Source organism: Paenibacillus sediminis (genome assembly GCF_017873765.1).
GTDB lineage: Bacteria > Bacillota > Bacilli > Paenibacillales > Paenibacillaceae > Paenibacillus_AG > Paenibacillus_AG sediminis.
This window is the reverse complement of record NZ_JAGGKP010000008.1, coordinates 45,395-65,778: the sequence shown is the minus strand read 5'-3', so window position 1 is coordinate 65,778 and position 20,384 is coordinate 45,395. Positions and strand designations below refer to the sequence as shown.

The 20,384-nt window shown below is 42.3% G+C and carries 19 protein-coding genes and 1 riboswitch; of the genes, 13 read left to right on the top strand and 6 right to left on the bottom strand.

Annotation, left to right across the window (positions count from 1 at the left end; translation table 11 throughout):
• Positions 1–28 precede the first annotated feature (28 nt).
• The gene (mqnE, locus tag J2Z20_RS13955; RefSeq protein ID WP_209851454.1) at positions 29–1,135 is read right to left on the bottom strand and encodes an aminofutalosine synthase MqnE; all 1,107 of its coding nucleotides are present in this window, start codon (positions 1,133–1,135) and stop codon (positions 29–31) included.
• Positions 1,136–1,434: 299 nt separating this feature from the next.
• Between mqnE and J2Z20_RS13950 the strand changes: the two genes are divergently transcribed.
• Together J2Z20_RS13950 and sda are read left to right on the top strand one after the other, a co-directional pair.
• On the top strand, positions 1,435–1,794 hold the full coding sequence (locus J2Z20_RS13950) for a HesB/IscA family protein (RefSeq protein ID WP_209851451.1): 360 nt from the start codon (positions 1,435–1,437) through the stop codon (positions 1,792–1,794).
• Between the two features lie 335 nt (positions 1,795–2,129).
• Entirely contained in the window at positions 2,130–2,273 is a 144-nt protein-coding gene (gene sda, locus J2Z20_RS13945) for a sporulation histidine kinase inhibitor Sda (protein ID WP_209851448.1), read from the top strand.
• 376 nt (positions 2,274–2,649) lie between these two features.
• Here sda and J2Z20_RS13940 read toward each other — a convergent pair whose 3' ends face one another.
• Positions 2,650–3,624 (bottom strand): NAD(P)/FAD-dependent oxidoreductase, encoded by a 975-nt coding sequence (locus tag J2Z20_RS13940; protein ID WP_209851584.1) that lies wholly within the window; start codon positions 3,622–3,624, stop codon positions 2,650–2,652.
• Positions 3,625–3,885: 261 nt separating this feature from the next.
• Here J2Z20_RS13940 and J2Z20_RS13935 point away from each other — a divergent pair, with 261 nt between their 5' ends.
• On the top strand, positions 3,886–5,079 hold the full coding sequence (locus tag J2Z20_RS13935; protein ID WP_209851445.1) for an NAD(P)/FAD-dependent oxidoreductase: 1,194 nt from the start codon (positions 3,886–3,888) through the stop codon (positions 5,077–5,079).
• A gap of 1 nt (position 5,080) precedes the next feature.
• Positions 5,081–5,326 carry a hypothetical protein gene (locus tag J2Z20_RS13930; protein ID WP_209851443.1) on the top strand — a complete coding sequence of 82 codons (246 nt, stop codon included), beginning with the start codon at positions 5,081–5,083 and terminating at the stop codon, positions 5,324–5,326.
• Between the two features lie 68 nt (positions 5,327–5,394).
• Here the strand turns inward: J2Z20_RS13930 and hemQ are convergent, their stop codons facing one another.
• Positions 5,395–6,144 carry a hydrogen peroxide-dependent heme synthase gene (hemQ, locus tag J2Z20_RS13925; protein ID WP_209851440.1) on the bottom strand — a complete coding sequence of 250 codons (750 nt, stop codon included), beginning with the start codon at positions 6,142–6,144 and terminating at the stop codon, positions 5,395–5,397.
• A gap of 215 nt (positions 6,145–6,359) precedes the next feature.
• On the opposite strand from hemQ, the gene J2Z20_RS13920 reads away from it, so the two are divergent.
• From J2Z20_RS13920 to dnaI, 4 genes are all read left to right on the top strand, one after another.
• On the top strand, positions 6,360–6,653 hold the full coding sequence (locus J2Z20_RS13920) for a YuiB family protein (protein ID WP_209851437.1): 294 nt from the start codon (positions 6,360–6,362) through the stop codon (positions 6,651–6,653).
• A gap of 165 nt (positions 6,654–6,818) precedes the next feature.
• Complete coding sequence (locus tag J2Z20_RS13915) at positions 6,819–8,450, top strand: alpha/beta hydrolase family protein (protein ID WP_209851434.1); 1,632 nt, start codon at positions 6,819–6,821, stop codon at positions 8,448–8,450.
• 181 nt (positions 8,451–8,631) lie between these two features.
• On the top strand, positions 8,632–10,149 hold the full coding sequence (locus J2Z20_RS13910) for a replication initiation and membrane attachment family protein (RefSeq protein WP_209851431.1): 1,518 nt from the start codon (positions 8,632–8,634) through the stop codon (positions 10,147–10,149).
• Positions 10,150–10,167: 18 nt separating this feature from the next.
• Entirely contained in the window at positions 10,168–11,121 is a 954-nt protein-coding gene (gene dnaI, locus J2Z20_RS13905) for a primosomal protein DnaI (RefSeq protein WP_209851428.1), read from the top strand.
• Positions 11,122–11,207: 86 nt separating this feature from the next.
• On the opposite strand, the gene J2Z20_RS13900 is transcribed toward dnaI, so the two are convergent.
• Complete coding sequence (locus J2Z20_RS13900; protein WP_209851426.1) at positions 11,208–11,363, bottom strand: YqzM family protein; 156 nt, start codon at positions 11,361–11,363, stop codon at positions 11,208–11,210.
• Between the two features lie 214 nt (positions 11,364–11,577).
• Between J2Z20_RS13900 and trxA the strand changes: the two genes are divergently transcribed.
• Together trxA and uvrC are read left to right on the top strand one after the other, a co-directional pair.
• The gene (gene trxA / locus J2Z20_RS13895) at positions 11,578–11,895 is read left to right on the top strand and encodes a thioredoxin (protein ID WP_209851424.1); all 318 of its coding nucleotides are present in this window, start codon (positions 11,578–11,580) and stop codon (positions 11,893–11,895) included.
• A 131-nt stretch (positions 11,896–12,026) separates the two neighbouring features.
• Positions 12,027–13,871, top strand: a complete 1,845-nt coding sequence (gene uvrC / locus J2Z20_RS13890) for an excinuclease ABC subunit UvrC (protein ID WP_415640032.1) — start codon at positions 12,027–12,029, stop codon at positions 13,869–13,871.
• On the opposite strand, the gene J2Z20_RS13885 is transcribed toward uvrC, so the two are convergent.
• Entirely contained in the window at positions 13,840–15,540 is a 1,701-nt protein-coding gene (locus J2Z20_RS13885; protein WP_209851421.1) for a type II CAAX endopeptidase family protein, read from the bottom strand. The two genes, uvrC and J2Z20_RS13885, sit on opposite strands and share 32 nt — an antisense overlap.
• A gap of 226 nt (positions 15,541–15,766) precedes the next feature.
• Positions 15,767–15,914, top strand: a riboswitch (cyclic di-AMP (ydaO/yuaA leader).
• Between the two features lie 70 nt (positions 15,915–15,984).
• On the opposite strand from J2Z20_RS13885, the gene J2Z20_RS13880 reads away from it, so the two are divergent.
• The 3 genes from J2Z20_RS13880 to J2Z20_RS13870 are packed head-to-tail and all read left to right on the top strand — an operon-like array spanning position 15,985 to position 19,253.
• Positions 15,985–17,319 carry a TrkH family potassium uptake protein gene (locus tag J2Z20_RS13880; RefSeq protein ID WP_209851408.1) on the top strand — a complete coding sequence of 445 codons (1,335 nt, stop codon included), beginning with the start codon at positions 15,985–15,987 and terminating at the stop codon, positions 17,317–17,319.
• 17 nt (positions 17,320–17,336) lie between these two features.
• The gene (locus J2Z20_RS13875) at positions 17,337–18,005 is read left to right on the top strand and encodes a potassium channel family protein (protein ID WP_209851405.1); all 669 of its coding nucleotides are present in this window, start codon (positions 17,337–17,339) and stop codon (positions 18,003–18,005) included.
• Between the two features lie 24 nt (positions 18,006–18,029).
• On the top strand, positions 18,030–19,253 hold the full coding sequence (locus tag J2Z20_RS13870; RefSeq protein WP_209851402.1) for a cation:proton antiporter: 1,224 nt from the start codon (positions 18,030–18,032) through the stop codon (positions 19,251–19,253).
• A gap of 55 nt (positions 19,254–19,308) precedes the next feature.
• On the opposite strand, the gene J2Z20_RS13865 is transcribed toward J2Z20_RS13870, so the two are convergent.
• A complete protein-coding gene (locus J2Z20_RS13865) occupies positions 19,309–20,202 on the bottom strand; it encodes a LysR family transcriptional regulator (RefSeq protein WP_209851399.1) in 894 nt (297 codons plus the stop codon).
• Positions 20,203–20,384: the final 182 nt, after the last annotated feature.

Genomic DNA, 20,384 nt, shown 5'->3' with positions numbered 1-20,384 from the left:
GGCTTGAAGTAGTGTAGCTGAGATTCAATTACTCATATACTTTAATTTCATTATAAAAAGTATCACGTTCTACTGGAATCCGTCCAGCACCTTTTATAAGCCAAATCAGTTCCTTGCGAGTGAGTCCTTCTGGCGTTAATGCCCCAGCAGCATGGCTGATTTGTTCTTTAAGGATGGTGCCGTGAACATCGGAAGCTCCGAAGCTAAGTGCAACTTGCGTTAACTGAGGTCCAATGTTGATGAAGTATGCTTTTATATGATCGATATTATCGAGCATCAAGCGACTGATCGCGATCGTCTTCAAATCTTCATAGGCAGAGTTGCGGCGCATGATGCTTGCATTTTTGCTCTTAGGCTGCATGGATAGTGGAATGAATACCATGAAACCGCCTGTTTCATCTTGCAGCTCACGAATTTGCAGCATATGACGAATACGGTCCTCATGTGTTTCGATAGCCCCGTACAGCATTGTCGTGTGAGTCTTCATGCCAAGCTTATGTGCGGTCCGATGAACTTCTAAGTATTGATCAACGTTTGCTTTATCGACTTTCATTTTTTTGCGGTATTGATCGGACAAAATTTCGGCTCCGCCGCCAGTTAATGTCTTAAGACCAGCTGCGCGCAATTGTTGCAATACTTCTTCAATGCTCAGACCGCTGATTCTTGTGAAAAATTCAATTTCAGCAGCTGTATAAGCTTTCAGTGTCACCTCTGGAAAACGTTCATGGAGCGCTTTAATGGAGTCTACATAATATTGGAATGGGACGTTGTTATTGTGACCGCCAACAATATGGAACTCGCGGATTTCAGGATGAATATGTTTTTCTACATACTCAATCATTTCCGCACCGGACAAAGTATAAGCGCCTTCCTCACCGGGATCTTTACGGAAATTACAAAATGCACAATAAGATTCACATACATTTGTAAAGTAAAGGCTCATATTTTCAATGAAATATACCTTTTTGCCGTTTTTGCGCATATTCACTTCATTTGCAAGCTGACCGATTGTAAGAAGGTCATCGCTTTCATATAAATAAACTCCGTCTTCTAAAGTCAGACGTTCACCATTATGCACTTTGTCTGCTATTTCCGCCATTCTTTTGTCCATTTGCGGACTTACGATTGTGGACATCCTGATTCCTCCTAATGATTTCTTTTGAGCATCTTACAATTTGAAATGATGTTATGAAAAAGTGTATCACTTAGTGATCTGTATCATGTGAAAAAAGTTACAATGAATGTCATAAAATCAAGCCGGTATCTTTTCAAAATTCCGACTCTTTAGTTCAATGTTCCGTACCTATTATAAACCTCTGCTAACAATGGGGCAATATGGAGATCATAAGTTATCCATTGCCAGCAATTGTATGACTTGAGACATCGCTTTTTGTGGAGTATACTATAAATAAGTAAGCAAAAGGAGGTTGGATGATGATAACAATTACCGAAACAGCAGCTGATAAAATAAAAGATATGCTCGCTCAGGAAGAAGTTCCGAATATGTTTTTACGTCTCGGAGTTAGACCTGGCGGATGCAGCGGATTTTCTTATGCAATGGGATTTGATGACGAAGAATCAGCAGATGACGTTTATATGGATATCCAAGGGCTTAAAGTCGTTGTCGATAAAGAAAGTGTGAAATATTTGGATGGTCTCGAAGTAGATTTTAAAGAGTCTGGAATGAGCGGTGGCTTTACGATCCATAACCCGAATGCAATAGCAACTTGCGGCTGCGGTTCAAGCTTCCGTACACGTGAAGATGCGGGACAACCAAATCCTGAACAATGCTAATTTCAAACAATAAGGTATCCTTTTAATAAATAAAACCTTCTGTTCCCGTGGATGATTAGAGCCCACTGTATCAGGAGGTTTTTTTGCAACGAATATATAAAACTTCAATTCTATCAAAAATATTTTGATAGAATTTTTTTATACTTTTCGATAGATCTAACCTGTGTATAACTTTTATCCACATTATCCACTGCATAATAACAGCGTTTTCGACAGTTACCAACAATCTATTCACAGGATTTCCACAACTCAATGTGGATAACAAGAACGCTTGTTCTGATAGTTTTCGTCTGTTATGATTGTTCCTAGAAAATATAGGAAAGGATGTGTTAACGATGGCAATGCTGACAGATGAAATGCTGCTCGATTCGTATCAAATGGCTGTCCAGTTAAAACTAGATCGAGAGTTTATTGCATTGCTTTTAGCTGAAATTCATAAAAGAAGTCTAGCAGTCGAAAGCAACGCTTTGCTGAACTAATCAACTTTGTATTGTTGGGGCAAGATGTACAAAACTTAACTATACGGTACTGGGCATTTGCCAAGTGTTGACGTGATATATATAGCTTTGTTCGCAATAGGGACAATGTATGACGTGCTGGCATCCTGATTCATCTCGCCACCCGTCAGATGAACGGTACTGATCGATGGAACCATATGGACTATAAGGCCCGGCATAATCCTCAAGCTTTCCCTGATCTAAGGTCATTTGTTGGCAGTTAGGGCATGGACAAGTTAACGGTAATAAGCCGTTGCATAAAGGACAAATATAAGACAAGGGTATCCCTCCTTGAACGGTAATGAACTGCCCGTCAAGGTTAAGATACCCTTTTTTGTTCTAAATAAACGATTGTTTATTACAATTTCATGTTGCTGCTATGTCCTGGAGAAAGGCGGGCTTCTGGATCAATGTAAACTTTTGCATTATTGACAGCCGTTGGCGCTTCGCCAAATCCGACAGCAATCAGCTTCAGCTTACCTGGGTATGTCGTAATATCTCCGGCAGCGAATATTCCTGGAATGCTTGTCTCCATACGGGAATCGACTACGATGGAATTGTTGTCGATTTCAATGCCCCATTCGGCAATTGGACCGAGCGAAGAGATAAAACCAAAGTTAACGATTACATCGTCTACTTCAATTTCCTGCTCTTCTTTTGTTTTCACATGTGCGAGTGTTACCTTTGTAATGCGGTCTTCGCCATGCAGTTTTGTAATTTCAGTAGGAGTTATCACTTTGACTTTTGAATTCATCAAATTTTCAACGCTATGTTCATGCGCACGGAACTTATCACGGCGGTGAATAAGCGTAACTTGCTCAGCGATCGGCTCAAGCATAAGAGCCCAGTCAACAGCAGAGTCTCCGCCGCCGCTAATGAGCACTTTTTTGCCGGCAAATTGGTTAAGGTCGCTGACGAAATAGTGAAGGTTCGTTTTCTCAAAGCGCGCCGCTTCAGGAAGTTCTAATCGGCGAGGTTCAAAAGCGCCTACCCCTGCAGTAATGATAACGGCTTTCGCATGGTATTCATTTTTGTCCGTTTTAACGACAAAGTGACGTTCTTCTTTCTTTTCAACGGAAATAACTCTTTCTTCAAGTCTAATATTAGACTCAAATAACGACATTTGCTGTTTTAAGTTATTGACGAGATCTTGTGCAGTCACTTTTGGAAAACCAGCTACGTCGTAAATGTATTTTTCAGGATATAAAGCTGCCAGCTGCCCTCCAAGCTGAGGCATACTTTCAACTAATGTAACGGATGCTTGACGCATTCCGCCGTAAAAAGCGGCAAACATACCTGCAGGACCGCCCCCAATAATGAGCAGATCTGTCATTTCACCGCTTGTATTTGTCGATGACACTGGTAAAGCACCTCCAACTAAATGAGATAAATTATCAACTACGTACCTATTATAAACTGCACTTTTCACTTATTGCAAAGAATACCTTTTTTGTACAGGCTTACATTTAAAAAAATATTAATTTTTTTTGATAATGCATATATTAACGTTTAAAATGATAGTAATATTTTCATATCAGGAACGATGAACAAGATAGAGATCAGATTTACTTACTGGAAGGGGAAAGAAATCAGAATGAGCAGTATACCTAAAATCGTTATTCTTGGTGCTGGATATGGGGGAATATTAGCCGCGCAGCGTCTGCAAAAAGAATTAAACTACAATGAAGCGGATGTAACGCTTGTCAATCGACATGATTATCATTATTTTACAACCCATTTACATATGCCTGCAGCAGGCACCGACTCTATCAAACATTCAAGAGTGAACATATCCAAACTGATTGATGAATTTAAAATTGATTTAGTAAAATCGACGGTTAAAGAAATTCGTGTGAGAGATAAAAAAGTCATTTTAGAAGATGGAACGTTATCTTTTGATTATCTTATTATCGCTTTAGGCGGAGAACCTGAAACATTCGGCATTCCAGGACTTGCTGAATATGCGATGACCATTCGCAGCATTAATTCGGTTCGGATGATTCGCCAACATATTGAATATCAATTTGCGCTCTATAAGACAGACCAAAGCCGTTCAGACCGTCTGAATTTCGTCGTTGGCGGTGCAGGCTTTAGCGGTATCGAATTTGTAGCAGAACTCGCTGACCGCATTCCAGCGCTTTGCAAAGAATATGACGTAGATCCGAATTTAGTTCATATTTATAATGTAGAGGCTGCGCCAAGCGCATTGCCGGGATTTGATCCAGAACTTGTGGAATATGCGATGGACGTGCTTTCAAAGAAAGGTGTTACGTTCAAGATTGGCGTTGCCATTAGGGAAGCGACACCAAATGGTGTTGTTCTGGCAACAGGTGAAGAGATTGAGGCGGCAACGGTCGTCTGGACAGGCGGTATTAGAGGCAACCGACTGATCGAAGCTGCAGGGTTTGAAACGATGCGTGGACGTGTGAAAGTGGATGAATATTTGCGTGCCCCAGGATATGATCATATTTTCATTATTGGGGATAACTCGCTCGTCTTTAATCCGGAAGGAAGACCTTATCCGCCAACAGCGCAAATTGCGATGCAGCAAGGTGTGTTATGTGCGAAAAATGTAGTTGCTTCCATTCGGGGCCAAGAGATGAAGAAATTCGTGTTCAGTCATAAAGGAACAGTTGCTTCGCTTGGTAAAGGAGAGGCCATAGCCTCCGTAGGCGGGAAGAAGTACAAAGGCTGGATTGCAGCTCAGCTGAAAAAGGTAGTTGATATGAGATACCAATTTATTATTGGCGGTATTCCACTCGTTCTGAGGAAAGGAAGATTTTTGTAAAATGCGACACTGTAGTGTTCAAGTTCGGGGACTTCTTACTCGTGATGAACTGGATCGATATAACGCGCTTATGGAAGTGGGTTCGTATTTAGAAGATCAGCAGCAGTATGATTTAGCATATACGGTACAGAAAGAGATCGACATTCTTATTCTTCCGGCTATTGAGAGGTTGAAAGAAAAGAGTCGTGCCCGGGACCGTGCAACAGCCGAATATCTTGAATCTTTAGACCAAGATCACGATCAATAAAAATGAACAAAGGTGCTCCTGATGATGATCAGGGGCACCTTTTATGAACACGACGTTAGAAGGTTTTCTTATAATTTAAGCATTTCTTCAAACTTCTCAGGAGAGAGCAAATTGCCGACAAAGAACGATCCGAATTCAGCAAAGCGTGCACTGACTTCATCAAAGCGCATTTCGTAGATCAGTTTTTTGAACTGAAGCGCATCATCGGCAAACAGTGTAACGCCCCACTCCCAATCGTCAAAACCAATGGAGCCGGTAATAATTTGTTTTACTTTACCAGCGTAGTTGCGGCCAATCAATCCATGACTGCGCATCATATCCCGGCGTTCATCCATGGTTAGCATATACCAGTTATCGGATAGATCACGTTTTTTGTTCATTGGATAGAAGCAAATGTAAGATGCTTTTGGCAATATTGGTTTTAGACGGGCAATGACATGCGGATTTTGCATTGGATCGCCGCCGTCTGAAGAGGCTAAATAGTTGCTCAGTTCAACGACACTCACATAAGAGTAAGCTTTTGTTGTATATTGGGCAAACGTTGTTTTGTTAAAAGCATTCTCAATCGCATTAAGTTCATCTAATGTTTCGCGCAGGTGCATAAGCACGAAATCTGCTTTTTGTCCCACAATGCTGTATACGGCTGTGCTTCCTTGCTTCTCTGCTTCAACGTCGCTCCACTCTTTCAGAAATGCGTTCAGCTCATCCAAAGCTACTGCACGTTCCTCATCATCTGCAGCTTTCCATGCAGCCCAATTGATTGAGCGAAAATCGTGGAGCGCATACCAACCCTCTAGTGTTAGTGTAGCCTCGTTCATGTCATCACTCCTAAAATATATATAATGAATTTAATATTTAATCATGGCCATATTGCCTATTTCATTGTATCCCAATTTCCTTTATTAGGGCAAATGGATTCACAATCTCTTCACGAATGTTCATTGCTTCGTCACTATTTTTCTAGTACACTTACTACTAGTCCATACATATTCTGTGCGCTTTATACTTAAATTCGTGAGGTGAATAAGCAATCATGGGCTTTATCGTCGTCATCATTTTAATGATACTATTCTTTGTTATGATGTTCGGTATTGGCTTCATATTAAATATGTTAATGAAAACTACGTGGTTTCCGGCATATTTATTTATCATCGTCATTTTGCCGATCGTCGTCTATTCATTATGGGATCATGAGACCTCATTTTGGACTCATATTGCATCCTTCCGGCTTGTTGATTATTTGACAGCAATCTCAGGACTTGCTGGGGCTGTTCTCAGCGGATGGACGATCCAGACGTTACGGCAGAAAGGTTATAAAATGTTCTAATGCTTGTTCATTTTCAGAGTCATAAGGATTTTCATAAAGCTCCCCAGAAGGGGAGTTTTTTTATTTGTTTATTGATTTCCTTATATTTCTTGTTTTTGTAAAATTTAAACTTTATACTTTTAAATGTATGAATTCGATTCATTTTACGGGGGAGGAATGTTTGGGATGAAGAACAGATTTGTGAATGCGATGCTCGCAGCAAGTGTGTTATCGGCTCTTATTTTGCCTGCATCTATTTCTGCGGAGGATACGAAGGAAGTATTGGTGCCGCTCCGAAGCAGCGCAGAAGCCTTAGGTGCTGATGTACAGTGGCTGCCAAGCGATAAAGCGATTCGTGTATCACTTGGCGATAAGGAGTGGAGAGTGCAGCTTAATCAATCGCAATCGACATTAAACGGAGGAGCGTTTAATCTATCATCTGCTCCGGTACAGAATAAGGAGCTTGTGACTCTAGTATCACTAGCAAGTTTCAATAAAGCGCTCGCAGTGGATGTAGATTGGAACAGCACAGATGGAATCAACATAGAGCATGCTGATACGAGAACAAAGGCACTGTACTTTATGGCACGAATGAAACAAGGGAAATTCGAGAATGCCGAGCAATTATTAAATAGCTCTTTAAAGGTTAAGCTTCCGATAGAACAGCTTTCCCTAATGCCGATTAAGATTGGCTCGTTATTTGGGACTAGTTGGACGCTACTCAAGGCAGATTCTAATCAATCGCTCGTTCATCGTAATGAGAGATTAGTTTACAAGACGCCTCAAGGAGCCGTTTTTGCATTAGAGCTTAGGTTTGATAAGCAGGGGTTACTCGATGACATAGGATTAGTGACTGATGTATCAAGTAATTATAAAGCCCCTTCCTACGATCACCCTGATCAATACATAGAGAAAGAGGTTGTCATCGGACAGAGCCCTTTTCAATTACCAGGAGTACTTACATTGCCTAAAGGAGAAGGCAAATTTCCTGTCGTTGTTCTTGTTCATGGATCAGGTCCAAATGACCGCGATGAGTCGATCGGCGGCAGTAAGATGTTCCGAGATCTCGCTGGAGGACTGGCGAACAAAGGGATTGCCGTGCTGCGTTATGACAAGCGAACGCGAGAATATCCGATTAGATCCGATTTTCCGAAGTTTACGGTGAAGGAAGAAACAATTGACGATGCAATCTATGCCGTTCAAGCATTGAAAGCAGAAGAGAAAATTGATACTTCCCAAATTTATGTACTCGGTCATAGTCAGGGAGGAATGCTCATTCCTCGAATCCTTGAAGCCGATACGGATAAAAGTATCGCTGGAGCGATGCTGATGGCTGCGCCGAGCGGTTCTTTAGAAGATTTAGTCATTAAGCAGTATGAAGGAGCCATTGAGCGTTATAGAGCTGCAGGAGTGCCTGAGTCCGCTATAGCGCAAATTGAGCAGGTCATTCAGTACTATAAAATAATTAAAGATCCACAATATTCAAAAGACAACCTTCCACAGCAGTTTCCGCTTGGAAATGCTTATTGGTGGTACGATTTTAGAAATTACAGCGGTCCGGAAATTGCTAAGAAACAGCAAGTACCCCTGTTCATCGCCCAAGGTGAGAATGACGTTCAAGTAGATAAATCTAATTTAGATGTTTGGAAACAAGATTTAGCGGGACGGAGTAATGTCGTATATAAATCTTACCCTGCATTAACTCATTTATTTGTTCCGTATGATAAGCCTTCTACCGGTAATGAATATGCACTCTCTGCAAATGTGCCAGAGCAAGTTGTTCTAGATTTGGCAGACTGGATTCATTCGAAAAAATAGTTGATGATCTAAAAGGCCATTCCTATGAAAGGAGTGGCCTTTTTACTATATTTCTCATCATATCCAAATGAACATCATCAGCTTCCAACAAAATAGACTTCGAATCCTCGTTTCTCTTATGATAGAATAGTGCTACAACCTTGATGACGAAATGGATCAAATTATTGGAGGAACACAAGCGATGCGCATGAAAAGTTTGTTGCATTTTACCGAAAATCATCGTTACTGCGTATACAGAGACTTTTCTTTGAGCGCTCTGGACAGCAGAATGCTGAGTATGATCTATCAGCCGATGGTAGGTGCGTTTGCGATTAGCTTCTATCAACTGTTGTTTCAGCATATTCCGCTGGAGCAGGTAGGATACTCGCGCATCGAACAACAGCGTCGTTTGTTTCTTACGCTTGGTCTTGAACCAAGTGAGAAGGGACGAAAGTATGTCATTGAGCAGGCATCCAAACTGGAAGCTGTCGGGCTGCTACAGACAAGCCGGGTCTATATACCAGAGAACGATGACTATATTTATGAATATGAATTACAGCCGCCGCTTTCGCCAGCAGAATTTTTTAAGACACAACATCTAACACTGCTGCTGCGTGATAAAATCGGCAAATTTGCCGTGTTGTCCTTGCGAGAGCAGCTATGGAGCAAAGAGCCGGAAGAATGGGCGGGCCTGTCTACGAATAAAGAAAATATATCACATCCGTTTTATGATATTTTTGAATTAAATACGCATGTCATTGACTATGAATTAGAGCAAGCTTTAGCTGAGGTTGCTACATCTAGACAGCCTGGGCTGAAGCTCGCAGATGATGAGGATGGAGTCAATTATGCCGATATCATTTTACGGTTTCCCCGTGAATCGGCTAACCGTGCATATGTAGAAAAGCTTCGTTACAACCATGAACAGATGGGGATCGTCAACTATGTGGTTCGTAAATACAATTTAAGTCTTCAAGATATTTGCAGACTTCTCGATGAAGACGGTATTTTCACGCCTGATGGAGATCTGATGTTTGATGAGCTGCAGCATAAAGCGAGTCTGCACTTCCGTCAAGGGAAGAAGCGCCAAGAAGAACGCCAAGTGCTGGCTGGTAAAGTGGAGTTGATGCAGCAAAGAGAGTCAGAAACGGCCGTTCCGCTCGAGCATGCCGTACAAATGGAATATTATTTGGAAGTTCCGCAGCAGTTTCAATCGAAATGCGATATTCATCAATATAACATGATGCTTCGAAATGAGCCTTATACGCGTATGCTGCAAACTTTTTTCCCAGGCTCTGTCCCGGATAATTTTCTAGACATATTCGAGAAAATAGACCTCAGCTATAAGCTGCCGGGTGAAGTGATCAACGTACTTATTCATTATTTAATGTCTCTCTTAACTTCAGGAAGTGAACAGCGCATTAACCGTAATTTCGTGGAGGCGATTGCCTCGAACATGCTGCTGAAGCAAGTGAATACGTATGAGAAGGCTGTAGAGTACATCAGGGAACAATCCAAAGTGAAAAGCAGACAAGCTGCTGGCACGTATGCCTCAGCTTCGCCGCGTACCCGTAGTTACAATAAGACAGCAAAGTCCAAACCTGAAATACCGATAGTGCAAAGTACAGAGCAAGGTGAGACCGTATCTGAAGAAGAATTTGCAGCACTGATTCGGATGGCTGAGCAGATGCAAGCTAGCAAGAAAAAGGATAAGCAGTAAGAAAGAAAGGAGGAGCTTATGGAATCTTTAGCAGAAATTTTGCAGCAAATGAAAAACCCTCAGCTGAGGCAAAAGTCCCAGCAGCTTGCAGCTGAGCTGTTGAACGATCCGCTCGTGAAGAAGCTGCGGAATGAACATCCAGAGCTTAAGGATGAAAGTATTACCGTTAATATGAGCAGAGTGTATCAATATGTTAAAGAACAGCACAACTGTGCGGCATGTCCTGGTCTTGACCATTGCCCGAATGATTTTCAAGGTCACTATACGAGGCTGTCCGTTGAGAACGTAAATGGTACAGCGCAAATCTATGCTCATGAAGTGGCATGTTCGCTGCAGCTTACGAAAGAACGGCAGCAAGATATTAAAAAACGGATTCACAGCTTCTACGTAGATGAGCGAGCACTTGCTGAAGGTTATGATGCAGTGGAAATTATGGCGAAGGACATTAAACGCGCACATGCTGTGGAGCAAGTGTTCCGTTATATTAATGAGGTGAAGCAGAACGGACTGCCTATTCACGGACTGTATTTGACAGGTCACTTTGGAACAGGCAAAACATTTTTAATGTGCTACTTGCTGCATGAACTTGCGAAAGCGGGATACACTGGTGCGATCGTCTACATGCCTGAATTTGTCGAGGATTTGAAATCGATGCTGCAGGACGGCGCCAAAATCAAAGAAACGATCGAAGTGATGAAGCAGGCGGATTTACTTATTTTTGACGATATTGGAGCCGAAAATTTAAATCCTTGGGTTCGTGACCATGTATTAGGTTCGATTCTGAACTATCGAATGAACCGTAAGCCAACTTTCTATACATCGAACTATTCGCTTGAGGGATTAGAGAAGCATCTCAGCTTCACAAGTAAGGATGGGGAAGAAGTGTACAAAGGACAACGGCTGATGGATCGAATTTCTCCGTTTGTCGATGTCATTGTCGTGAATGGAGAGAACAAACGAGGACGTCATTAATATTATGTTCTTCAATATATAGAAAAAAAGTCTGAGCTTCCGAATGAACATGCGGAGGATCAGACTTTTTTCTTGGGAATACACTCTTAGCCCGCGAAAAATTTCACCAAAACCATGACTAAAAAGATAAGGAACATAAAACCAGCCATTCCAAAAAAGCCGGTCATCAAATCACCTAAGTCGTCACGGGGTTCTTCATTAACGTGTTCCCGTGGATCCGCAAGATGAACGTTAACATCCATGGTGATTGCCTCCTCATGTTGGATTATCTTACCATAAAGCATAGACAGTCCTAATTAAGAACAGTATAACTAAAGGGTAAATGTTTTGTAAAGAAAAGTTAATCTGTAATTCAAATGATTTCACATTTTCTAAATAAGGTGGTATACTGATGATGTCGAGAAACCGATGTCTCATTATTGAAATAATGTCCAATGATATAAGGAGGAATTTTATATGGCAATTGTTAATGTAACTGACCAAACGTTCACTTCTGAAGTAGAAGGAAGCGGAACAGTCGTTGTAGACTTCTGGGCTCCATGGTGCGGACCTTGCAAAATGCTTGCTCCAATTCTAGAGGACCTGGCAACTGAAGTTGGCGACTCTGTTAAAATTGCAAAAGTAAACGTGGATGACAACCCAGAGTCTGCTTCCCGTTTCGGTGTAATGAGTATCCCAACTTTGATCTTCTTCAAAGATGGTCAACCCGTGGATAAAGTGGTTGGAGTGAACTCCAAAGAAACTTTGAAAAACATTATTGCTAAACACCAATAATTGTACCATTAGAAGCCCTTCGGTCTTACGGCCGGGGGCTTTTTTGCTTACACATAATATGGAATTGAAACGATCTGTAAAAATTTCTTATAATATGATAAGTTACATTGATGATGTTCTACTCGGGAGGGATGAAGCAAGTGGAGCAATTCATGAAAGAACTGGAAGAACAGGAAAAGGCAATGGAGAACATCCGCAATAAGCTGGCTCTGCTGCCTGATCTTCCGGGTTGTTATTTAATGAAGAACAAAGATGGCACTATCATTTATGTTGGTAAAGCTAAAATTTTGAAAAATCGCGTTCGTTCTTATTTTACCGGCAGTCATAATGGGAAGACGCAGATGCTCGTCTCGGAAATCCGTGATTTCGAATATATTGTAACCGGCAGCAATATGGAAGCTCTTATTCTCGAAAATAATCTAATTAAACAGCACATGCCGCGTTACAATGTTCTGCTTAAGGACGACAAAACGTATCCATATATTAAAATTACGAATGAGGCTCACCCTAAGCTTGAGGTGACTCGGCGTGTCCTCAAGGATAAAGCGAAATATTTTGGACCGTATCCAAATGCTTACGCTGCCCAGCAGACGAAGAAGTTGCTTGACCGGATGTATCCGCTTCGCAAATGTAATGTCATGCCGAAAGAGGTATGTCTGTATTATCATATAGGTCAGTGTATGGCTCCTTGCGTCAAGGAAATACCTCAATCTTCTTATGAAGAAATTACGCATGAGATTACCCGCTTTCTAAGCGGCGGACACGAGGACATTAAGAAAGACTTACAGCGCAAAATGGAAGCTGCAGCTGAAGAGCTCAATTTTGAACGGGCAAAAGAGCTGCGAGATCAAATCATCAGCATTGACGCTATCATGGAAAAACAAAAAATTACGACAAGTGATGCGAAGAATCGTGACGTGTTCGGCTTTGCCGTGGATAAAGGCTGGATGTGTGTTCAAATTTTGTATATGCGGCAAGGTAAAATGATCGAACGGCATAGATCGGTATTTCCATTCTACGGCGATCCATACAGTGATTTTATGTCCTATGTTACACAGTACTATAGCGACAATCCTGCATTGCCGCAGGAAATTTTGCTGCCTGCTCCGGATTCGGAAGAAGATGAGGATGGTCCTCAATTGCTGCAGGAGTGGCTTGGCGTAAAAGTGCGTTTGCCGCAGCGCGGACTTAAGAAGCAGATGGTCAGCATGGCTATCGATAACGCCAAAGTTGCGTTAGACGAGAAGTTCCGGCTTATTGAGCGCAATGAAGAACGTACATCTATCGCTGCTGAAAATTTAGGGAAAATTATCGGCATTTCGTCCGCACATCGGATTGAAGCATTCGATAACTCGAATATTCAAGGTACAAATCCAGTATCAGCGATGGTTGTATTCATTGACGGTAAGCCAGCCAAGAAGGAATATCGTAAATACAAAATTCGGACGGTCAAAGGACCGGACGATTATGAAACGATGCGTGAGGTCATCCGGCGTCGTTATGAACGTGTCCTGAAAGAAAATTTGGAGATGCCTGATCTCATTGTTGTAGACGGCGGGAAAGGGCAAATTTCAGCCGCTGTCGACGTGCTCGAGAATGAACTGGGTCTGTTCATTCCAGTATGCGGTCTTGTTAAAGACGAGAAGCATAAGACAGCGCAGTTGATGGTCGGGGATCCCCCGGAACCTGTGTCGCTCCCTCGGGACAGTCAAGAATTTTATTTGCTTCAGCGGATTCAAGATGAGGTTCACCGTTTTGCAATCACGTTCCACCGTGAACAACGCGGCAAATCAATGATCGCTTCGCAGCTCGATGCGATACCTGGGGTTGGTGAGAAGCGCCGCAAAATGCTGCTGAAGCATTTCGGTTCCATTAAAAAAATAAAAGAGGCCAGCGTCGAAGACTTCCGGCCTCTCTCGATCGGCGAGAAACTCGCCACTCAAATTATTGCTGCCCTTCAAGATGAGGAGTCGTAACATACGGCTTCTCTTTTTTTGCAGGGTTAAACAAATAAATGATATATGCAACGATCGCAGGTATGATGATGGAAGCGATGCCTACAGAGATATTGAGCGTTCCTCCTACCGTTACTAAGCCGTATCCCATCAAAATGCTATCGAAAATGACATGCGCGAACATAACCGCAATAAATCCGTATCTTAAGAAAATAAAACTAAACAGTAAGCCTATAATGATTAATTCAATTGGACGTGAGACGACCGGATAAATTGGGTATAGAGTATGGCCGAACGCCCAAATAATAGTCGGGATTAAACAGGCTAAGAACGTGTTCTTCACGATTTTCTTCATCATCTTAATGCCGAACAGACGATAGGTTGCTTCTTCTGAAATACCAGCCAGCCACGCCATCGTAGGGAATAACCATGGATAGAGCATATTGTACGGCGACTGAGACGTATCGGTCGTCGACCACGTGTGAATTGTATTTTCCAGAATAATATAAATAATGGACTGTACGCCTAGCAGAATGAAGGCCCATTCGTAGCCGACAATCATACTATTCAGAACATATTTGCCGTAACCTGGTTCTTTGGCACGGGGCCACGGATTCAGCCCTTCTTTTTTCCACAAGCCATTCCCGCCTACAAGTGAGAAATAGAGCAGAGCGCACATGAATAAAGTGAACACCGCTTGAAATAAAATGCCGAATACAAGATAACCGTCCGTTAATCCTTCTCCTTCGAGCAGAGGAAGCATGTTATATGTTCCAGCCATCGATATGACAAAATATAAAATGGTTAGAAAAATACCGCGTTTAAATGACGTATGCGCTCTTGTGATGATGCTGTATACGATGGCCAGAATGCCGAGTACAAAAGTTAAAAAGGCATATCCAGCGAAAGTCATCCATTTCGCTTTGGTCGTCTCCGATTTCACATAAGCAGTATGAGACGCTGGCACCGTAAAGGTTGGTTCAAAGGACCGAATTTCACCGTCTACGAAAGAAAATTTCAGCTCCAATTGGGAATTCCCAATTTTTGAATTGGGTACAGTATATACGAGACCTGGTTCATTGTCTTTGGTAACTAGCGTAAGTGACTGTTTACTGTAGCCCCATTCCTTAAGTACAGGTGCGGCGAGACTCTCTTTGTCTGATAACGATAGATTGCCCTCTAGATTCCGCTGAACGCTTTGTTTCCTTTGCTCCGATTTTTCGTTAAAAATAAGGTTCATACTATACTCAGATTTCATGGAATCGATCGTGTACCCCACGACTTTGCCGGTTGTCATATGAACATCTACATCGATGTAATGGCCTGATTGATCTACGTCGGTATAACGAACCCGGTATACATCATAAGGGACTTTCTTTTCGAATTTCTTATTATAAGATTTGAGCAGGTTCTCTTTGGACAAATAACCATATAAATCAGACTTGGATTGATAGGTGATAATAGGTTTTCCTAGTGTAGTTATGTTGTCAAAGTGCGATTGTATAAACGTTTTCGCAGCTTCAGCAGCTTTTTCTTTGGAAATGATTTTTGTTGACTGGATTTCTAATGTATCGGAAGCTGTACTAGGGAATACTTGTAAGAACAAAAAAATAACGAGACCGATGGCCGCAAGCAGCCCCAATCTTTTATGATTGATGCGTAGTGTTAACGGTTGCCCAGTGGGATTCATTTAAATCCTCCTTCAAAAGTGTTGATAACATAGTTGTACCATACATCATATTGAACAAACAGAATTTTATGAAAATAAGTGATGAAAAGCAGGGGTAAACTTTCGTAAAATGCAGATAATAATAGCTCTACATCATAGATTATCGTCTTTTCCGTTAATTTCATCCCTTTTTCATGAAAAATCGCTTTGTGATGTGACGTAATAAAGTATTATAATCACTATGCAATTGAATATATGGCCGAATTTCCTTAATTAGAAAACGGGGGAACCAAACCTTTGGGGTGAATTACGCTATGCTTAGAGCACAGCGAATAGGGCAAACTGTGCATGCCCGAATCCGTCAGCTAACCTCGTAGGCCTTTGCAGCAGGAACCAACCCAGATAAGCGGCATTGGATTTCCAGTGCTTCTTTTTTTTTGTTAATACTAATGAGGTGAAATGTGAATGAATTGGAAATGGCTTCGGCTCTCGCCCCCACAAATTTTAGTATTGGGATTTGCAGCGATTATTCTCATTGGTTCATTTCTTCTGATGCTTCCCATCTCCACCACGTCAGATGAGCCGTTAAGCTTTATTGATGCGCTGTTCACAGCGACATCGGCTACTTGTGTGACCGGTCTTGTCGTCAAAGACACAGGTACATTTTTTACAACGTTTGGGCAAGTCGTTATTATGTTATTGATTCAAGTTGGCGGACTCGGATTTATGACGATGGCGACGTTATTCTCCCTCGTATTGAAACGGAAAATTTCGCTGCGTGACCGTCTCGTTCTCCAAGAGGCCATGAACCAAAACTCGATGGAAGGTATTGTACGGCTTATTCGTAAAGTGCTGCTGTTTTCGCTCTTGATTGAAAGCTGCGCCGCGCTCATATTTACGATTCGCTGGGCCTTTGACTTTCCGATAGGCAAAGCCGCTTATTTCGGCGTTTTCCATGCAGTATCTCTGTTTAATAATGCAGGATTTGATTTGTTCGGAGGGTTCCGCAGCTTAACAGGCTATGTATACGATCCGGTTGTCAACTTTGTTGCTATGTTCCTTATTGTTTCAGGCGGTATCGGATTTATTGTGCTGTCGGATCTCGTAGACTACCGAAAAAATCGTAAACTTTCTTTGCATTCGAAAGTGGTCCTAACGATGACTGCGACCCTGATCGTCGTCGGTGCGCTAGTCATCTTCGTCTTCGAATTCACGAACCCAAGAACACTCGGTTCCCTTAACTGGGGAGGCAAAATACTCGCCTCATTCTTTCAGTCTGTGACCCCGCGTACTGCAGGAGCCAATACGCTTGACATTGGCGGTTTGCGGCAGGCTACACAGTTTTTCATTATCATACTGATGTTCATTGGTGCATCTCCAGGATCAACTGGCGGCGGTATTAAGACAACAACCTTTACCATTATGCTTGGTGCTGTTGGCGCGATGATCCGCGGCAGAGACGATATTGTCATTTACCGTTATCGTCTAGCACAGGATCGAATTTTCAAAGCATTGACGATTACACTGCTTGCATTATTTCTAGTCGTTGCCGTATCCATGTTTCTATCCACAACGGAGAGCGGCAGCTTCTTAATGATTTTATTTGAAACAACATCCGCGTTTGGAACCGTTGGTCTAACGATGGGATTAACACCGCACCTTACTTTGGTTGGGAAACTAGTGATTAGTTTTACGATGTTTGCAGGCCGCCTTGGTCCGCTCACATTAGCTTATGCACTGGGGCCTAAGAAAGGTAAAGAATTGTACCGTCATCCAGAGGGTAAAATGATCATTGGATAAGGAGTTTGAACAGAGAGATGAAAAAACAGCAGTTTGCAGTAATCGGTCTTGGACGATTTGGCGGCGCTCTAGCTACGGAATTAATGGATCTAGGCTACGAGGTACTAGGCATTGACCGAGATGAGGAAGTCGTAAACGATATGAGTGAATTGCTTACTCATGCCGTTGTGGCGGATGCCACAGATGAAGAAGTGCTGAGGTCGCTCGGCATACGCAACTTTGATTGCGGGATTGTCGCCATTGGAAACGACATTCAAATGAGTATTTTAGCAGCGATTTTATTAAAAGATTTAGGAGTAAAAACGGTTGTTGCTAAGGCAATAACGACACTCCATGGCCGCGCACTGGAGAAGATAGGCGTAGATCGTGTGATCTTCCCAGAGCGGGATATGGGAATCCGCGTAGCTCATCAACTTGTAACGCCAAACTTACTCGACTATATCGAGCTGTCTAAAGATTATAGTATCGTGGAAATGACAGTGCCTGAGCAGTTGCATGGTAAGACACTGGCAGAGCTTAATCCGCGCGCCCGTTTTGGCTGCAGTATCGTCGCCCTCCATAAGCCGAATGGGGTCATCGTAGCACCCACAGCTCTTGACCACCTTCAGAAGGGCGATATCATGGTTATCATTGGCGCAAATGAAAAAATTGACGGCTTTGAAGCTGAGGTTGTCAACAAAAATTAAAAAAACGAAGGTGCAAATACACTCATGGAAAGCTCAACTACAGATATCATTCAACATTTATTAATTTTACTGATCTTTATATTGAGTGTAGGGATGATTGCCGGGAAATTAGCGGCATTTCTTAAACTGCCGGATGTTGTCTTGTTTATTGCCGCAGGGATGCTTCTAGGTCAAGGCCTTCACCTTATTAGTGAAACGAGCAGTTCACTGACGAATCAGCTTATTTTAACGGTAGGCTCTTCGCTGATTCTGTTTGATGGGGGAAGAAACATTCATTTTAGCGGAATCCGTAAAGTATGGATTACTCTTACTTTACTAAGCGTACCAGGCGTGTTAATTACGATGGCCCTTGTTGGGGTTGCAGTACACTACTTGTTTGGGATGGAATGGATTTATTCTTTCCTAGCGGCGGCTGTTATCGCTTCAACGGACCCCGCGTCCATTATGCCTGTCTTTAAGCAGGTGAGGATTAAGCAGCGGGTTCGTGAGACGGTAGAGAGCGAATCCGCATTTAACGATGCGACTGGATCGATCGTTACGTTTTCTTTACTCGCTGTGGCTAGCGGCAAGGGAACACTTGATTTCGGAGCGATGTCGTGGGATTTTCTGAAAACGGCGATTGGCGGAATATTGGTAGGTATCGTTGTATCCCTCATCCTAACCTATTTAGTTGCTCATAAGAAACACGGAATATTGCGGGAATATACGACGATCGGAATGATTGTGGTTGCACTCGGCTCCTATCTCGTAGGTGATATACTCGGTGTAAGCGGCTTTATGGCTACTTTTGTTGCTGGTTTAATTTGGGGCAACGCGCATCAATTCGGTCTATCGATGCAAGACAAGCTGGATGAGACCAGCTCATTTGCGGATAATTCGGCGGTTATGATGAGGATGCTCATCTTTATGCTTCTCGGCAGCCAAGTGAATTTTGGCGTACTTAGCACGTATTTCTGGCCGAGTCTTGCTGCTGTCCTTGTGCTCATGTTCATTGCAAGACCTATTACCGTTCTGCTGTGTGCTCTTCCAGATCGTAAGACAAAATGGACTTGGCGTGAACTTTTGTTTATGTCTTGGGTTCGGGAGACAGGCGTTATTCCGGCAGCCCTCTCTGGAATGATTGCAGGCATGGGAATCGCCCATGCACGTGAGATTTCAGCGATTGCTTTTATGGCGATCGTATTGACGATTATCGTACAAGCCAGTACAACTGCTCTAGCTGCACGCAAACTTGGACTGGAAGAATAGCGAATCCTCCTGTGTTTTTAGTAACACAGGAGGATTCTTTGTTTGTTTTTAAGACCTATTCCACTTGAAAAGCTGTCATCGTCTCGGAAATGAGCTTACGAGCGGACCTGCTTAATTCAGCCTTGTCAGCATAAATAAGACATGTCGTTCGTCTCGTTTGTTCAAGTTCTTTCATATGTATAACAGTTAATCCATTGTCTTCAAGCAATTGAGGGCGTAAATACGATTTTGGAAGCAGTGCAGCTGCTTTAGATGTCGGAAGAAGCCTGATAATGGCTTCGAAAGAATCGATCTCCATACGAACGTCAGGCATGATTCCATATTGAAGGAATAAATCATCGATAAGTTTACGATACCAGGTTCCTTTGGAGAATGTAATCATGGGAAGACCGTTTAACTGGTCCATTTCCAAATGATTTGAATTCGTCATTACATGATGCTTAGGAAGTACTAGCTCCAAGTGATCGTGAAAAAGCGGAATACAATGGAGGCCGGATTCGCTAATGGACGAAGCAACGATGCCGACATCTACCTTATTGTCACGGAGATAGGACACAATTTCGTGTGTTTTGCCGGTAATTAGCTTCAGATCTGCATTCGGGTGCTTTTCCATGAACGTATTCACAAGAGATGGGAGGGTCGTTTGGAGCGTCGTTAAACTAGCACCTAACGTCACTGTACTTTGCTCATCATTTCTGAACTGTGCAATATTTTGCAGAAACTTAATATAATGCTGCTGCTGCTCGAGTGCAAATGTATAGGTCAACTGACCGATTTTTGTAAGCTCGAGCCTTTTTCCTTTGCGATGAAACAGCGATACGCCCAGTTCTTCTTCTAATTTGGCGACTTTACGAGACAATGCCGGCTGTGATAGATTCAGCAGCTTGGATGCTTTATTTAGACTGGATTGCTCAACCACCGTTGTAAAAACGTGCAGATCTTCAAGCAAAGTCACTCCACTCCTTTCATCGTTATACGTCTAGGTTATAACATTTAATAATTATATTGCAATTCCATTATAAGAAAAAAAGGAGTAACATGAAGGATGACACAAGTTGTTCACAACTTATCGATAAATTGTGACAATTTTCCAGGTCAACGTTGTGTATGAATAGTTTGGAGAACTATCTA

What these genes read in the sequence shown, in the direction of transcription:
- mqnE (WP_209851454.1), bottom strand. Translation starts at nt 1,135, where the DNA reads ATGTCCACAATCGTAAGTCCGCAAATGGACAAAAGAATGGCGGAAATA.
- J2Z20_RS13950 (WP_209851451.1), top strand. Translation starts at nt 1,435, where the DNA reads ATGATAACAATTACCGAAACAGCAGCTGATAAAATAAAAGATATGCTC.
- sda (WP_209851448.1), top strand. Translation starts at nt 2,130, where the DNA reads ATGGCAATGCTGACAGATGAAATGCTGCTCGATTCGTATCAAATGGCT.
- J2Z20_RS13940 (WP_209851584.1), bottom strand. Translation starts at nt 3,624, where the DNA reads ATGACAGATCTGCTCATTATTGGGGGCGGTCCTGCAGGTATGTTTGCC.
- J2Z20_RS13935 (WP_209851445.1), top strand. Translation starts at nt 3,886, where the DNA reads ATGAGCAGTATACCTAAAATCGTTATTCTTGGTGCTGGATATGGGGGA.
- J2Z20_RS13930 (WP_209851443.1), top strand. Translation starts at nt 5,081, where the DNA reads ATGCGACACTGTAGTGTTCAAGTTCGGGGACTTCTTACTCGTGATGAA.
- hemQ (WP_209851440.1), bottom strand. Translation starts at nt 6,144, where the DNA reads ATGAACGAGGCTACACTAACACTAGAGGGTTGGTATGCGCTCCACGAT.
- J2Z20_RS13920 (WP_209851437.1), top strand. Translation starts at nt 6,360, where the DNA reads ATGGGCTTTATCGTCGTCATCATTTTAATGATACTATTCTTTGTTATG.
- J2Z20_RS13915 (WP_209851434.1), top strand. Translation starts at nt 6,819, where the DNA reads ATGAAGAACAGATTTGTGAATGCGATGCTCGCAGCAAGTGTGTTATCG.
- J2Z20_RS13910 (WP_209851431.1), top strand. Translation starts at nt 8,632, where the DNA reads ATGCGCATGAAAAGTTTGTTGCATTTTACCGAAAATCATCGTTACTGC.
- dnaI (WP_209851428.1), top strand. Translation starts at nt 10,168, where the DNA reads ATGGAATCTTTAGCAGAAATTTTGCAGCAAATGAAAAACCCTCAGCTG.
- J2Z20_RS13900 (WP_209851426.1), bottom strand. Translation starts at nt 11,363, where the DNA reads ATGGATGTTAACGTTCATCTTGCGGATCCACGGGAACACGTTAATGAA.
- trxA (WP_209851424.1), top strand. Translation starts at nt 11,578, where the DNA reads ATGGCAATTGTTAATGTAACTGACCAAACGTTCACTTCTGAAGTAGAA.
- uvrC (WP_415640032.1), top strand. Translation starts at nt 12,027, where the DNA reads ATGAAGCAAGTGGAGCAATTCATGAAAGAACTGGAAGAACAGGAAAAG.
- J2Z20_RS13885 (WP_209851421.1), bottom strand. Translation starts at nt 15,540, where the DNA reads ATGAATCCCACTGGGCAACCGTTAACACTACGCATCAATCATAAAAGA.
- J2Z20_RS13880 (WP_209851408.1), top strand. Translation starts at nt 15,985, where the DNA reads ATGAATTGGAAATGGCTTCGGCTCTCGCCCCCACAAATTTTAGTATTG.
- J2Z20_RS13875 (WP_209851405.1), top strand. Translation starts at nt 17,337, where the DNA reads ATGAAAAAACAGCAGTTTGCAGTAATCGGTCTTGGACGATTTGGCGGC.
- J2Z20_RS13870 (WP_209851402.1), top strand. Translation starts at nt 18,030, where the DNA reads ATGGAAAGCTCAACTACAGATATCATTCAACATTTATTAATTTTACTG.